Annotated in this window: 15 protein-coding genes; 8 read left to right on the top strand and 7 right to left on the bottom strand. The window is 57.3% G+C overall.

Translation table 11 applies throughout. From position 1 onward, the window contains the following. From HF327_RS11360 to HF327_RS11340, 5 genes are all read left to right on the top strand, one after another. Positions 1-1,052: PilC/PilY family type IV pilus protein (locus tag HF327_RS11360; RefSeq protein WP_268904687.1), on the top strand; the 1,052-nt coding region annotated here is incomplete at its 5' end. Positions 1,053-1,054: 2 nt separating this feature from the next. Next, the gene (locus tag HF327_RS11355) at positions 1,055-1,567 is read left to right on the top strand and encodes a type IV pilin protein (protein WP_169108322.1); all 513 of its coding nucleotides are present in this window, start codon (positions 1,055-1,057) and stop codon (positions 1,565-1,567) included. After that, on the top strand, positions 1,564-2,145 hold the full coding sequence (locus HF327_RS11350) for a GspH/FimT family pseudopilin (protein ID WP_169108321.1): 582 nt from the start codon (positions 1,564-1,566) through the stop codon (positions 2,143-2,145). The genes HF327_RS11355 and HF327_RS11350 overlap by 4 nt, the downstream gene beginning before the upstream one ends. A 98-nt stretch (positions 2,146-2,243) precedes the next feature. Further along, on the top strand, positions 2,244-3,332 hold the full coding sequence (gene ribD / locus HF327_RS11345; protein WP_236024146.1) for a bifunctional diaminohydroxyphosphoribosylaminopyrimidine deaminase/5-amino-6-(5-phosphoribosylamino)uracil reductase RibD: 1,089 nt from the start codon (positions 2,244-2,246) through the stop codon (positions 3,330-3,332). A 52-nt stretch (positions 3,333-3,384) separates the two neighbouring features. Beyond that, positions 3,385-5,085, top strand: coding sequence for a phospholipase D-like domain-containing protein (locus tag HF327_RS11340; RefSeq protein ID WP_169108319.1), 1,701 nt, complete (start codon positions 3,385-3,387; stop codon positions 5,083-5,085). On the opposite strand, the gene HF327_RS11335 is transcribed toward HF327_RS11340, so the two are convergent. Beyond that, entirely contained in the window at positions 5,039-6,082 is a 1,044-nt protein-coding gene (locus tag HF327_RS11335; protein WP_169108318.1) for a tRNA dihydrouridine synthase, read from the bottom strand. The genes HF327_RS11340 and HF327_RS11335 overlap by 47 nt on opposite strands. A 193-nt stretch (positions 6,083-6,275) precedes the next feature. Here HF327_RS11335 and HF327_RS11330 point away from each other — a divergent pair, with 193 nt between their 5' ends. Then, on the top strand, positions 6,276-6,803 hold the full coding sequence (locus HF327_RS11330; RefSeq protein WP_236024144.1) for a hypothetical protein: 528 nt from the start codon (positions 6,276-6,278) through the stop codon (positions 6,801-6,803). An 18-nt stretch (positions 6,804-6,821) separates the two neighbouring features. Here the strand turns inward: HF327_RS11330 and HF327_RS11325 are convergent, their stop codons facing one another. From HF327_RS11325 to HF327_RS11300, 6 genes are all read right to left on the bottom strand, one after another. Next, positions 6,822-8,021, bottom strand: a complete 1,200-nt coding sequence (locus HF327_RS11325) for a methyltransferase (protein WP_407927037.1) — start codon at positions 8,019-8,021, stop codon at positions 6,822-6,824. Positions 8,022-8,052: 31 nt separating this feature from the next. After that, a complete protein-coding gene (locus HF327_RS11320; RefSeq protein WP_099738175.1) occupies positions 8,053-8,577 on the bottom strand; it encodes a GNAT family N-acetyltransferase in 525 nt (174 codons plus the stop codon). A 267-nt stretch (positions 8,578-8,844) separates the two neighbouring features. Further along, on the bottom strand, positions 8,845-10,284 hold the full coding sequence (locus tag HF327_RS11315; protein WP_169108317.1) for a coniferyl aldehyde dehydrogenase: 1,440 nt from the start codon (positions 10,282-10,284) through the stop codon (positions 8,845-8,847). Positions 10,285-10,463: 179 nt separating this feature from the next. Beyond that, the gene (locus tag HF327_RS11310) at positions 10,464-10,820 is read right to left on the bottom strand and encodes a hypothetical protein (protein ID WP_169108316.1); all 357 of its coding nucleotides are present in this window, start codon (positions 10,818-10,820) and stop codon (positions 10,464-10,466) included. 27 nt (positions 10,821-10,847) lie between these two features. Continuing rightward, a complete protein-coding gene (clpB, locus tag HF327_RS11305) occupies positions 10,848-13,460 on the bottom strand; it encodes an ATP-dependent chaperone ClpB (RefSeq protein ID WP_169108315.1) in 2,613 nt (870 codons plus the stop codon). A 426-nt stretch (positions 13,461-13,886) separates the two neighbouring features. Continuing rightward, entirely contained in the window at positions 13,887-14,348 is a 462-nt protein-coding gene (locus HF327_RS11300) for a molybdenum cofactor biosynthesis protein MoaE (protein ID WP_169108336.1), read from the bottom strand. Positions 14,349-14,401: 53 nt separating this feature from the next. On the opposite strand from HF327_RS11300, the gene HF327_RS11295 reads away from it, so the two are divergent. Both HF327_RS11295 and HF327_RS11290 read left to right on the top strand, forming a co-directional pair. Then, positions 14,402-14,656 carry a hypothetical protein gene (locus tag HF327_RS11295; RefSeq protein WP_169108314.1) on the top strand — a complete coding sequence of 85 codons (255 nt, stop codon included), beginning with the start codon at positions 14,402-14,404 and terminating at the stop codon, positions 14,654-14,656. A 14-nt stretch (positions 14,657-14,670) separates the two neighbouring features. Beyond that, positions 14,671-14,994 carry a hypothetical protein gene (locus HF327_RS11290; protein ID WP_169108313.1) on the top strand — a complete coding sequence of 108 codons (324 nt, stop codon included), beginning with the start codon at positions 14,671-14,673 and terminating at the stop codon, positions 14,992-14,994. Positions 14,995-15,075 lie beyond the last annotated feature (81 nt).

Genomic DNA, 15,075 nt, shown 5'->3' with positions numbered 1-15,075 from the left:
TAGCCCTAGACAAGTCTGCAGGTACATCATGGGCACTAGGAAGTAATTACTTCAAAATCTCACTGACTGCCGATTCCACATTAAAAGCAACATCCCCCACTGGAGTCGCTAATTTCACACCTCTGTATGGTTCCAATGGTGAAGTCACTGACATCTACACAGGGGATCTACATGGAAACTTATGGAAATTGCGTTTTTCCGACAAACCGACTAGCTCTTGGAATTTGACTGGCCTCTCATACATTAAAAGAGGAAGTGGCTCATCCGCTGTAGCCGCTCCTTTGTATATCGCTCGCGATGGCAGCACTACACCCAAAGTTCAATCAATTACCGCAGCACCTACCCTCTTCACCGGACCACTTGTAGGCGGTGTTGAGACTTTTTATATCGCTTTTGGAACAGGTAAATACTTGGAGTCTACGGATAACATAGCAACAACCACCAATAGTTTTTATGTTATTTACGACAATAATTCCACAGCACTCGACACATCCAGTGCATCTGATGGAGCCATTGCAGGCAGAGGTCGACTTGCCGCAGGCAGTGTCAATACCACAACCAAATTAATCACTGTTCCAGCATTCAAATGGGGCAGAGCATCCTCTGCAAGTGATACAACCAAGAGGTCAGGATGGTATTTCGATCTTCCATCCAATGGAGAAAAATTGGTAAGTAGCATTTCCGACTTAGGAATACTTAATGCCTCCTTCAATACCGTTATTCCTGGCTCATCTGGAGCGACTGCAGGCAGCTGCACCAATAACCAAGGCAGTGGTAACTCTTACCTTTTAAATATCAGCAATGGTTTAGCACAATACAAACAATCCACTGTGGGTATTCTTGGTCCTTCTGTATTCTTCACCAATGAAAATGAAACAACGGTGAGCAAAAGCGACAGTACCGGAAGAAGAATCAGAGTAATTACTAAACGCGGCCTGAGCATCGGACAATCCGGAGCAAATGCGAGCGGTCAATCGACCACCATTACGCAAAATATCGGACGTTTGAGCTGGCGCCAGATCAACAGCTATCAAGACATGAAAAATCAATAATTATGAAGAAAGAATTTCAACGTGGCTTTACTCTGCTTGAGCTGATGATTGTGGTTGCAGTCATCGGTATCCTGGCCGCTATTGCTTATCCATCCTATACAGAGTCAGTATTAAAGGGCAAACGAGCGCAGGCGCGAGCAGCTATTGCCGAGCTATTACAGCAGCAAGAACGCTATATGACACAGCGCAACTGCTATCTCGGCTTCTCGACAAATACCACCACAGGGGCTGCAACAGCCACAGCACCCTCTCCGTCTACGGCTTGCGGAGGAATTACTGCCGGCAATGTTCCTTTTAAAACATTTGCTGGAGAGAATTTAGCTGGTGCCAGCTATTTCCTAACGGCCACCACATGCCCGGGGACTGGTTCAAGCACTCTGTCGATTGCGACTTGCGTGAAAATAGTTGCTTCCCCTGTGAAATCAGACCCCAAAGTAGCCAATCTTGAAATGACTAGCAGTGGTTTGAAAACCTGTACAGGTACGACCACTAACAAGAGCTTGTGCTGGCCATGACCATTCATCGCACAATCAAATTACATGGGTTCACCTTGATTGAGCTGATGGTGATCATTGCGATTGCAGGTGTACTACTTTCATTGGCAGCACCTGGCTTTATTAGCTTTCAACGAAATTCCGAGCTGACTTCTTTGGCCAACAAAATTCTAGGATCCATCAATTCGGCACGCAGCGAAGCGATGAAATCCGGTAGAAATGCATTTGTTGTTCCAAATGATTCAAGCAGTTGGTCTACTGGCTGGTTTGTCTATGTCGACATGAATTCGAACAATTCCTTCGACGAAGGAACGGATTTATTCATTCAAACACAGCCTGCTCTTGTCAGTTACATCACGATGACCGGCAACAATAATGCAGCAGCATCAAACCCCTATATCAGCTTCGATAGCGCTGGCTACGCCCGCACTGTCGGCGGTAGTGGACTCACCAATTTGGCTTTATCCATCAAGCGCAACGATGTCAGCACTGCTGAAACACCAGAGCAAAGCCGTTTGGTTATCGTGGCACGCACAGGCCGGACACGGGCCTGCAAACCCTCGACCGACTCCAGCTGCACCACTAGTGCTACCAATTAAGTACGAGTCAATGAACCAATGAATTGAAGCTTCATTTCAGAGCGTCAATTTAAAAATTGACGCTACCATCAAAAGAAATGAATGATTCTTCCACTTGCATGAACAAAGCGCTTGAGCAGGCTGCCCAAGCGCTTTTTCTTTCCTCTCCCAATCCCCGTGTTGGCTGCGTGATCGTTGATAGCTTGGGCCAGATCATCGGCCAGGGATTTACCCAACAGGCTGGCGGCCCACACGCCGAGGTCATGGCACTGCGCGATGCGACGGCCCATGGCAATGACGTGCGGGGTGCAACGGCCTATGTAACGCTGGAGCCCTGCTCGCACCACGGCCGTACCGGACCTTGCTGCGATGCGCTGATTGCGGCAGGCATTGGCAAGGTCGTTGGTGCACTGACTGACCCCAACCCGCAGGTGGCGGGGCGAGGCTTTGATCGTCTGCGCGCAGCAGGGGTTGAGGTTGAAGTAGGGCCTGGTGCGACCGAATCGCGGGAACTCAATATCGGTTTTTTCAGCCGCATGATTCGTGGAACGCCTTGGGTGCGCATGAAGGCGGCCAGCTCGCTGGATGGTGTGACCGCTTTGCACAACGGCAATAGTCAATGGATTACTTCGTCAGAGGCCCGTATGGACGGCCACGCCTGGCGCGCACGCGCGTGCACGATCTTGACGGGCATTGGCACCGTGCTGGCAGACAACCCGCGCCTGAACGCACGCGATGTGTCAACGCCACGCCAGCCACGTATTGCCGTGGTGGACAGCAAGCTCGACATTCCGCTGGATGCTCATGTTTTAAAAGCGCCTAGCGGATGTCTCATTTACACCTGCAGTACAAAACAAGCCAAGATTGAGCAACTGCAAGCACTAGGCGCTACGATTATTAATATGCCCAATGCCCACGGCAAAGTCGATCTGGCCGCCATGCTCCGCGATCTGGCCCAACGCGGCACCAATGAGTTGCATGTGGAGGCGGGTTTCAAGCTCAATGGCTCCTTCATTCGTGAAGGCCTGGTGGATGAGTTTCTCTTCTATCAGGCACCCAAGCTGCTGGGCACAGGCGCCATGGGCATTGCCAATTTCGGCCCCCTGAATGAATTGAGCGAAGGCCTGCAACTGGAGTTTCATGATGTGGCACGACTGGGGCCAGACCTGCGCATCGTGGCCAGAGTTCAAGGCCACGACCAGTTCTAGCGGAGCCTGTGTCTGACATGCGGAAAAAGCCATCATCGGTTACAAGATAACAATGCTGGCGATCGCCTCCCTTCACCCCATACCTTTGCTATTGAGACGCTTGGTGCTACCTGCATGCACCGCAGCCGCACTGCTTATGACGGGCTGCGCCACCCAGCTCCCTAAAGATGTAGAGCGCCCCGTCAGCACTGCATTGAGCCAGCCTCAAAATACCAATCTGGGCGCATTCATTAATCAGAATCGCCCAGCCACCGCCAAGGACGATGCTTCAGCCTTCGCCTTGATCTCTGGCCCGCAGCAAGCCTTCAGCAGCCGCATGGCGCTGGTGGAGAACGCGCAGAAAACGCTGGACCTGCAGTACTACGCGATTCATGCCGATCAAAGCACAGGAAGTCTGCTGCGAGCCATCGTCCATGCGGCACAGCGCGGCGTGCGGGTTCGGGTGTTGCTGGACGACTTTCACAGCACCGGGCCGGATGCTCAGGTGATGCGCTTGGCCTTTGTGCCCAACGTGGATATGCGCATGTTCAACCCGCTGGCGGGCTCTCGAGCGTCCACCATCGGCCGTGCCTGGACGCTGCTGACCGACTTTCAGCGCGCGCAGCAGCGCATGCACAACAAAATGTTTGTGGCCGACAACGCCCTGGCGGTAATTGGTGGCCGCAATCTGGGCGATGCCTACTTCGACGCTTCCAACGACGGCAACTTTGTCGATTTGGACGTACTGACCGGCGGCCCCGTGGTCAAGGACCTGTCTCGCAGCTTTGACCGTTACTGGAACAATGTGCGCGCCTACCCGGTTCAATCACTGGTCAGCGAGGCTGAGTTGCTGCAACTCAAGGACCAGTTTGACCGTGAAGATGCCACCACAGAGGCTGAAGCCACCCAGCACATACGACCTTCCATCGACCTCGATGAAGAGTCTCTGAACCTGAGCCGGATTCCCTGGATCTGGGCCCGCGCCTTGGTGCTGGCCGATAGCCCGACCAAGATTCCCGTCGAAGGCAATGAGAGAGCAAGCGGCGCCGAAACCTTTGCCCAGGCCTTGCTCAAGGCAGACGATCCCAGCGCTCCGCCCGTCTCCGCAACCCCCGCACTTCAAGCGGAATCGGTCGTTGATGGCCTGCTGGCACTGATTCGCTCGGCCAAGCAGGACTTGCTGGTCGTTTCACCCTACTTTGTCCCCGGGGACGAAATCATGAGCGCGTTTCGCACCGCGCGCCAGCAGGGGGTGCGCATTCGCATTCTGACGAATTCACTGGCATCCAATGATGCACCGCTGGCTCACGCCGGTTACGCCCGCCACCGCAAGGAATTGCTGGAGATGGGAGTGATTCTTTACGAGATGCGCAGCGAAGCCGCCAATGTGCGCTCGGCACTGCGCGCTGGCGGCACAGGGTCGGGCGGGAGCACGGGTGCCTCTCGCGCCATGCTGCACACCAAGCTGCTGGTGATCGACGGGCACCTGGTTGCCGTGGGCTCGATGAATCTGGATATGCGCTCCCAACTCCAGAACACCGAGATTGCAGTGCTCATCGCCAGCCGCCGCTTCAGCCAGCTGGCCAGCGACAGCATTGACGAAAGCCTGCCCGAGAACAGCTGGCGCGTTGAGATGGACACCAACGGCAAGCTGATCTGGCGTGCGCCGCAAGACAGCGGCCTGAGCGACGCGCATTCAGAGCCCGATGCCAGCCTCGGCCTGCGTCTTATGCTGCAACTGATTGGACCTCTGGCTCCAGACAGTCTGTTGTAGCCGCAGCCTGCGGCCAGCGCCATTCCTGCTGCAAATCACGCTGGGGCAAGGCCTGCACCCAGTCGTTGATGGTGCTTTGATCGGTTTGCGTGCGCACTTCCTGAAAGGCGATTTCCGCTTCAGGAAAGCGCCTGCGCATCAGGTTAAGCCATTGCTTGAGTCGCCCAGCCCGCTGACGCGGCTCCAGGTCTTCGCAGACCATCTGCCAAAAGCGCTGCACCTGCGGCACCACCACCGGCCAGTCAATGCCAGCCTCGGTGGTGTGAGTGCCCTGAGCCAATGCCTTGCGGATGGCCAGAGCCAGCCCCGGGTCGGCCACAATGCCGCGCCCCAGCATCAGATCGTCGCAACCCGAAACTTCGCGGCAGCGCAGGGCTTCTTCCACCGTCCAGATCTCGCCATTGGCCACCACATTCACACCCACGGCTTCGCGGATGCGCGGAATTTCTTCCCAGAAGGCAGGCGGGCGATACCCATCAAGCTTGGTACGCGCGTGCACCACGATTTCGCAGGCACCGCCGCTTTCCATGGCCTGCGCGCATTCGGTCATCAGCGCCCGGTCGTTAAAGCCCAGACGCATCTTGGCCGACACAGGCAGATGTGCGGGAACCGCCTTGCGCACCGCCTCCACCACACGAGCGATCTGTGCCGGGTCTTGCAGCAGCGATGCGCCACCGCCATGGCGGTTGACGACCTTGGCCGGGCAGCCAAAGTTCAGATCAATCCCCTCAGGCCCCAGGCGCGCTAGGTTTGCAGCGTTCTCTGCCATGCTGGACGGGTCAGAACCCAGCAACTGGGCGCGCACCGGCACACCGGCCAGCGTTTTGCTGCCGTTGCGCAACTCGGGCATGATGCCCAGATACACCTTGTCGGGCAGCAGCGTGCCCGTGATGCGAATGAACTCGGACACGCAGCGGTCCGCGCCCCCGACCCGGGTCAGCACATCACGCAGTACAAAATCCAGCAGCCCTTCCATGGGCGCAAGCAGCAGTCTCATTTCAGACTCAAATCAAATTGACCTGTAGCGCCTATGCAGCATGCGCTTACAGCTATTAATTCAGAAGCAACCTCTGTGGGTTACAGGCGTAATCCAAGTGATTCACTACGCATTGAAGCAGATTCACACCAGTGTCATCGTCAGCACATGCAATAGCGCATCGCCATTTGTATTGCACCAGACAGCACCCACCATGATTTTGCAAAAAACCGCCAAGGCCCAAGAGGAACTTCAGCCCGGGACGCGCCAGCTGCCACAGCGTGCACGCTCCCTGCTGTTGATGGCCGGCGGCAAAAGCATGGAGGAACTCCAAGCCTTGCTGGGCAGCGATCATGCCGCACTGGCTCAGCAGTTGGTGGCACAGGGCTATCTTGAGTTGATCACCACCGGCGAGAGCAAAAGCAGCAGCCCCGCTTTAGCGCCAGCCATCAATATGGCGGGCACACGTATGTATTTGTTTGACCTGTGCGAGCGATTGTTTGCCAACCGTCACGAAACCCTTGCGCAGACGCTGCGCACGCAACTGCGTGAAGCACGGGACCTGAGCAGCTTGCGCAGCGCCAGCCTTAGCTTTCTGGAGGCCGTGCAAGAGTACGCGGGGGAGGAGCGAGCCCAGTCGCTGCGCGAGCGACTGGCGGCTTTGCTGGCCTGCCACGATGAGAGTGGCGAGGCCGTCAACGAGGTACCAAAAAGCGCAGCGACCGAAGCTTCTCTGGCTTAATGCAGCACTTAATTACGCTTAGATTGCGGCCAGACGCCAAAGCGAGGTGACTTCCGCAGCACGTGCAGCATGCAGCGGATCTTCGCTGTCTTGCACCTTGCCGTGGCTGGGGCGAATGTCTTCACGGCCCAGTACCTTGAGGCCTGCAGCCTCAATCCAGCCCAGCAGTTCTTCGCGCTTGCGCAGCTTCAGATGCACAGCCAGATCAGACAGAATGAGCCAGCCTTCACCACCGGGTTGCAGATGCGCAGCCAAGCCTTGAACAAAGCCACGCAGCATGCGGCTGTCTTCGTCATAGATGGCCTGATCGAGCAGCGATGCGGCCTTGCCCGGCAACCATGGTGGGTTACAGACAATCAGGCCGGCACGACCTTCAGGGAACAGGTCAGCACGCTGCAGCTTCACCTTGGCTGCATGGCCAAGACGTTGCAGGTTCTCGGTAGCACAGCCCAGAGCACGCTCGCTCATGTCGGTCGCCACAATGGATTTGACGCCGCGCTTGATCAGTTGGGCCGAGAGTACGCCAGTGCCCACGCCAATATCCCAGGCCTGCTGCATGCCAGCGGCGGGAATAGGCGCACGTGCCACCAGTTCAAGGTACTCGCCGCGTACGGGCGAGAACACGCCGTAATGGGCATGAATGCGTTCACCGTCCAGCGCAGCAAGCTCCACGCCTTTTTTACGCCACTCATGGGCACCAACGACGCCGAGCAAGTCGCGCAACGGCACCAGCACGGATTGCGCAGCGCCTTGCTTGGGAGCTGTGCCCCAGGCTTCAGTGCAGGCGACGCTCCAGTCAGGAGCACGGCGCAGTGCGCAGTGCCACTGGTCATCCAGCTCGATCAGAATGCTGGCCAGCACGCGTGCGCGCTGAGCCTGAGTCTGGCGATACAGATGAAAAGCATGGGGAAATGTGATTTCAGCAGCGACCGCCGCCTTGCGGCGTGTCACCTTTTTTTCCAGCCTGCGACCCAGCGCCACCAGGAGCTGGCGGGCGTTCTGAAAGTCACCGCGCCACAGCAGCGAGGCACCTTCGCTGATATGGCGAAACGCCGTATCAGCGGGCATGGTGTCATCGGCCAGCTCAATGCGCTTGGGCTGCGGCAGGCTGCTTTCAGCGCGCCACAAGGCGGAGCGGGGCTTGCCCTTCTCTTGCCACTCTAGCGGTTGATAGGCGGAGACTGAGGCCGCGACGTTGTTGTTATTGATGGTCTTCACGGCCTGTCTTTCAATGGGCTAACGGGCTGATTTAGCCGTTCAGAGGGCGCTTGACGCGCACTTCTTCAATCTTGATGCTGCCAACCACCGCCGTCTTGGCAGTGGACATCTCACGCTTGAAACCGGCCATTTCGTGGAAACGCAGGGCTCGTTCATTGCGCAGAGGAATCCAGGCTGTCACGTTGGTGCAGCCTTCTTCCAGCAAACCATCACGGGCAGCATCCCACAGAGCCACGCCAACGCCTTGGCTCCAGTGAGTGGGAGATGCATAGATGGCCCAAATCTCACCAGTCGTCTGGCGAGACTTTTCATCACGGGATCGGTCAAAGCCGACAAAGCCGACGATCTTGTCGCCTTCAATGGCAACCTGGACCTGCGGCTCACAGAATTCAATAGCTTCGCGCCAGTAAGCCTGGCGCTTTTCAACCGAGGACATAGCCTTCAGTTGATCATCGGGAACCAGACCTCGATAAGCCTCCAGTGCGGAAGCAGTATGGATCTGGGCAATCGCTTTTGCATCGCGAAGAGTAGCGGGACGGACCTGGATACTGGACATGGAAAAACCGGGGCAGAAACATGTAAGAATAGAAGGGCGCAATTGTCTACAAATTTAGAGTTTTGGCACGCGGCATGGTTGTTAGCCATTCGGTTGACTGCGGCTGTTCGCATTTCCTTGCCCTGTAGCAATCTATGTGCTATGCGCTCATCAAAGTAGAGCAGAAAGCCCGCATTCCTCAAGGGTTTGAGTCACATTCAATGACAAATAGTCAGGACTCAGATCACTCTTGATAGTGCTAAATCCGGCAATGCCATCAAAACGGCATCAGAGCCAGCGCCACATGAAGCGCATCATGCGATCAAACTTTTCACCAAACGGCGGGTAAAGCATTGACGTGGCAGCCCAGCGCGACTGCACGAAAACAGCCTTCTGGTGCACAAAGCGCAGAAAGCCTTGCTCCGAGTGATAGGCACCCCAGCCACTCTCCCCTACCCCGCCAAACGGCAGATTGTCATGCGCTACATGCAGCAAAGTGTCGTTCACACAGACACCGCCGCTGACCGTGCGCAGCAGCACCGCATCGCGTTCCGCCTCATCGTTACCAAACCAATACAGCGCCAGCGGGCGCGGGCTGGCGTTGATGGCATTGATCACGTCCTCAATGCGCTCGTACGAGATCACCGGCAGGATGGGGCCAAAGATCTCTTCCTGCATCAGCTGCATTTCGCCCGTGACACCAAACACCAGCGCGGGTGCGAGCTGGCGCTCAACCGCCTCCCCCCACAGCGTGGTATCACCATCTACGGCGGGCGCTGCAGCCTCATGCATCCAGTGCACCTGCGCGCCAAGGCTCTGGGCCTGGCGCAGCATCTGCTTGAGCCGTGCCAGATGGCGCTTGCTGATGATGGCTGTGTAATCGGGATTGCCTGAGATCCGCGGATACAGCTGCTGCACCGCAGCCTTGTAGGCCTCGGCAAAAGCCGGCTCCTGCCCACGTGGCAGCAGCACATAGTCGGGGGCGATACAGGTCTGCCCGGCATTGACCAGCTTGCCGTAGGCCACCTTGAGCGCCACGGCCTGCAAATCGCAGTCCTGCGCAACGATGCAAGGGGACTTTCCGCCCAGCTCCAGCGTCGTGGGCGTCAGGTGCACAGCAGCCGCCTGCGCCACGCGCCGCCCCACCGCGGTGGAGCCGGTAAACAGCAAGTGATCGAACTGAAGACCCGAGAACTGCGTAGCCACCCCCACATCGCCCTCGATCACACTGAACTCCTCAGGTGCAAAGAATTGAGCGACCAGTTCAGCCATCTTGGCGGAGGTATTCGGTGTCAGCTCACTGGGCTTGAGCATGACACGGTTGCCCGCCGCCAGTGCGGTGATGACTGGAGCCAGAGACAGCTGCACCGGGTAGTTCCACGGCGAGATGATGCCCACCACACCCAGTGGCTGGCGCTCTATCCAGGCCTTGCCGGGCTGCAGCATCAGCGGCGTGCGCACGCGCTGGCGTTTGCTCCATTTCGGCAGATGCTTGAGCGTGTGCTTGAGCATATTGCGCACCAGCATCAAATCCAGCATTTCGGTCCAGCGCTCAGAACGCACGCCAAAATCCTGCTCCACGGCCGCGCACAGCGCCGGGCCGTTTTCATCCAGCATCTTCTGCAGGCGCAGCAAACGCTCGCGCCGCACCAACAAAGGTGCATCGACCTGCGCGCGGCTGGCTTGGTATTGCAAGTCAAAAATGCGATGCAAGTCCATGTAGTTCATGCCCGTCTGAATATCTCAAAATTACAGCCCCGACGATAACGCGGGTCTACGTAAACACAGCGTAAAAAAAGAGCCTGATGCAACATTGCACAGGCTCTTATGTTTTGACCTCGGCATCAGCCTACGGCCTTTGTCGCCTCACTCACAGCAAAGTATGAAGGCTGCAAGCAGGCTTGTCATTACGACTCATGCACCTCGCGCGGCTGCACATCGGTTACATCACCCGCGCCAGGCAGAACGCCGCGGCGTGAGCGACCTTCGCGCGCATCGTCTTTAGTCTGCGCATTGCTCGACGATTGCGCCATCCACTCGGACCCCGAGCGGTACACCGTCTGCCAGCCAGCAAACGGGCTCATGGCGCCCATGCTCATAGGCACAATGGGCTGACCCGTGAGCCTGGCCCACAGAGCGCGCCCCCCCCATGCCAAAGCAATCAGGCAGGCCACGGCCATCAGGCACAGGAAGAACACCAGACCCACCAGCATCAGCACGATGCGGACGGCCCAACGGGTTGCGGTGGTGGCGAAATCGTTCAAAGCAATACCTTTCTATGGGCTCGGCCCTCAGGACACGCCCGAGGACTCAAACCTGAATACCCCGGGATCAGTCACCGGGTCTACTGTCACTGCAATCGTACTCTTAGGCGGGAACTTCCCTTCGAGTAACAACTTGGACAGCGGGTTTTCAATACGCTGCTGAATCGCACGCTTGAGCGGACGGGCACCGAACACAGGATCGAAACCGACCTTGGCCAGCTCGGCCAGAGCCTGCTCGGACACCTGAATGCTCAGCTCCATCTTTTGCAGACGGCTTTCCAGCAACTTCAGCTGTATCTTGGCAATCGCCTCAATGTTCTTGGCATCCAGTGCATGGAAGACCACAGTTTCATCAATGCGGTTCAGGAATTCGGGTCTGAAATGGTTTTTAAGTTCCCCCCAGACCGCTTCCTTCACATCATCCGCATCCTCACCCACCATGGCCTGGATCAAATGCGAGCCGATATTGCTCGTCATCACGATCACAGTGTTCTTGAAGTCCACCGTTCGGCCTTGACCATCGGTCAGGCGGCCATCGTCCAGCACCTGCAGCAGCACATTGAAGACATCAGGGTGAGCCTTTTCTACTTCGTCCAGCAGCAGCACGCTATAGGGCTTGCGGCGTACAGCTTCGGTCAGGTAACCACCCTCCTCATAGCCCACATAGCCTGGAGGCGCACCGATCAATCGTGCCACAGAGTGCTTTTCCATGAACTCACTCATGTCAACCCGTACCAGGTGATCTTCGCTGTCGAACAAGAAGCCTGCCAGCGCCTTGCACAGCTCGGTCTTACCCACGCCCGTAGGGCCCAGGAACAGGAAGGATCCTGTAGGACGATTCGGATCAGACAGACCCGAGCGCGAGCGGCGGATGGCGTTGGAAACTGCAGCAATCGCTTCTTCCTGGCCCACGACGCGTTCGTGCAGCTTGGTTTCCATCTGCAGCAGCTTGTCTTTTTCGCCCTGCATCATCTTGGCGACGGGGATACCCGTGGCACGGCTGACCACCTCGGCAATTTCCTCGGCACCGACCTGGGTGCGCAACAGCTTGTGAGCAGGCGCACCATCCCGGCCCTGCTCCTTGGCCTGGGCTTCGTGCAACTGCTTTTCGAGCGCAGGCAGCTTGCCGTATTGCAGCTCGGCCACCTTGTTGAAGTCACCCTTGCGCTTGAATTCTTCGATCTGAATGCGCAACTGGTCAATCTCCTTGCGGATTTGCTCCGAGCCCTGTGCACTGGCTTTCTCTGCCTTCCAGATTTCTTCCAGATCGGCGTACTCGCGCTCCAGACTTTCGAGTTCTTCCTCGATCAGCGACAGACGCTTTTGCGAGGCTTCATCCTTTTCGCGTTTCATGGCTTCGCGCTCGATCTTGAGCTGAATCATGCGACGCTCAAGCTTGTCCATCACCTCAGGCTTTGAGTCCATCTCGATCTTGATCTTGGCCGCCGCCTCGTCGATCAGGTCAATGGCCTTGTCGGGCAGAAAGCGGTCAGTGATGTAACGGTGGCTCAGCTCTGCTGCTGCAACGATAGCGGGGTCCGTAATATCGACGTTGTGGTGCGCCTCATACTTCACCTGCAAGCCGCGCAGAATGGCGATGGTGTCTTCCACCGACGGCTCGCCCACGATCACCTTCTGGAAGCGGCGCTCCAGCGCAGCATCTTTTTCGATGTACTTGCGGTATTCGTCCAGCGTAGTGGCACCCACGCAGTGCAGCTCGCCACGCGCCAGCGCGGGCTTGAGCATATTGCCTGCGTCCATGGCGCCATCAGCCTTGCCGGCACCCACCATGGTATGAATTTCGTCAATGAACAGGATGACGCGGCCTTCTTCCTGGGCCAGCTCCTTGAGCACGGATTTCAGGCGTTCCTCAAAGTCACCGCGGTACTTGGCACCGGCCAGCAGGCCTGCCATATCGAGCGATAGCACACGCTTGTTCTGCAGACTCTCAGGAACTTCTCCAGCCACAATGCGCTGCGCCAGACCTTCGACAATCGCGGTCTTACCCACGCCAGGCTCGCCAATCAGCACGGGGTTGTTCTTGCTGCGGCGCTGCAGCACCTGAATGGCGCGGCGGATTTCGTCGTCGCGGCCAATCACGGGATCAAGCTTGCCGCTGCGAGCTCGCTCGGTCAGGTCCATGGTGTACTTCTTCAACGCTTCGCGCTGGCCTTCAGATTCTGCACTGTCCACGTTCTGCCCTCCTCGTACGGCGTTAATGGCGGCTTCCAGGCTGGATTTGCTCACACCGCTTTGTTTGAGCAAGGCCCCGGCACGTGTGGCCGAGCCTTTACTGTCAGCCAGCGCCAGCAAAAAGAGCTCGCTGGCGATGAACTGGTCACCGCGATTGAGCGCTTCCTTCTCAGCGGCCTGCAGCAATCGGGCCAGCTCCGTGCCCACCTGCACATCGCCCTGCTGCTGCACACGTGGCAGGTCGGCCATGGCCTCCTCGGCCAGGTTTTTGAGTTGCTGCACATTACCGCCGGCACGCTGCAAAAGAGCGCGCGGACCGTCGTCCTGGCGCAGCATGGCAACCAGAAGGTGCAAGGGGTCGATCGTGGATTGGTCAGCACCGAGCGCCAGAGACTGCGCATCGGCCAAGGCTTCTTGAAATTTGGTCGTCAGTTTGTCAATTCGCATGGTGTGTCGCTCTCGCTCCATATCAATGTCATTGCAATTTATCTGATAGCCGTGCGGGTATTTTCAAGACCACGGCCCATAACAAAGCGGCCAAACGGCTTCAAGTGCTGCCTTGTTTGCGATAGATCAAATCTGCGCATCTGCACGCAGGCCACACCCAAGCATGGCGCGCGCCGTCAAACTACCGCGTAGGATAAAACCCACAATCCATAGTACAGCGGCACAACCCCATCAAGCCACCGCTCACCAGGTGACTGCTCACACAAAATCATCAAAAATCATAGCTACAAACGATTTATAGATAATCACTTCAGGCATTTTTTATGCAAAATCACCAATGGGAGCCCATGCCTCTAAGCCAGAGACTGCAAGCAGGAATCTGAGGCTAGCTCCTTGGAACCCAACCGCCCCTAGAAGATCACGCGCTCAGCAAGCCCAGCGCTGCAGCGCCTGCTCATCGCTGACGCGCGCATCCACCCAGCGGGCACCCTGCTCGGTTTGCTCTTTTTTCCAGAAGGGGGCTTCGGACTTCAGGTAGTCCATGATGTATTCGCAGGCCTCAAATGACTTGCCACGGTGGGCGCTGGTCACCGCCACCAGCACGATCTGGTCCATGGGCTGCAGCAGGCCGATGCGGTGAATGACACGCGCGCCAAAGATGCCGAAGCGCTCGACCGCCTTGTCGATGATGGCTTCTATGCTTTTTTCGGTCATGCCGGGGTAATGCTCCAGCTCCATGCTGGAGACAGCATCACCCTCATTGCGGTCACGCACCGTGCCGACGAAGCTGCAAACGGCCCCTACCCGTGCATCGCCCGCGCGCAGTGCGGCGATTTCGGCGCTCAGGTCAAAGTCTGGGGTCTGGATGGATACACGTGCAGCAGTCATCCCTGCATTGTCGCAGGCCAGCATGGTCATGCGCAGCGCATTAGCATTGAGCTATGCCCGCGCAAACCATCAATCTCCCTGAGTACACGCTGTACCCGTCGCCCCGTAACGAGCACCGGATGATCTTTGAATTTCAGATCTTCGTGCCCTACGCCTATGAGCTGATTCACCTGCCCGACTACAACTTCAAGGGCAAGGCCAGCTTGTTCGCCGCGCACCGCAAGGCAGACAAGAAATCGGGCCAGCTCATTACCTGCGAGCTGGCGGACGATCTGGCGCGCTTTGAACGCCTGTTTGAGCCCAGCTAAAGAGGCAGGTTCACATGGACGACACCAGCCAGATTCAGCCGCCGCCCAGCTTTGCGGACCTGTTTCGCACCCGCAGCGGCAAGCTGTCCGCCTCGATTGGCGAGGTGGTGCAGCGCTATGAGCTGTGCGAAGACCTGGCATGCCACCTGACGGAACAGGCGCAGACGCTCTACCACTCGGGCAATTCGTCTGAAGAGCAAGTGCTGCTGGGCATGCATGCCGGCCTGGCGGCTGATGGATCTGTGGTCAGCCCCGCAGAGGCAAGCTGGATTGTGCAGCGCATGGCCGAGCTGCTGGAGTGGCGTGCGCCGCAGCTGCCAGCCGCCATTTCAGAATAAAAACAGGCTCTAGACCAATAGATAAAAGCGCAAGCAGCTATCAAAATAAAAGCCGTGCAAGCAATGCTGCACGGCTTTTTG

The sequence above is a fragment of the Comamonas suwonensis genome (assembly GCF_012844455.2).
In the GTDB taxonomy this organism is placed as follows: domain Bacteria; phylum Pseudomonadota; class Gammaproteobacteria; order Burkholderiales; family Burkholderiaceae_C; genus Comamonas; species Comamonas suwonensis.
Note: the sequence above shows the minus strand (reverse complement) of the source record. Positions and strands in the feature narration are given on the sequence as shown.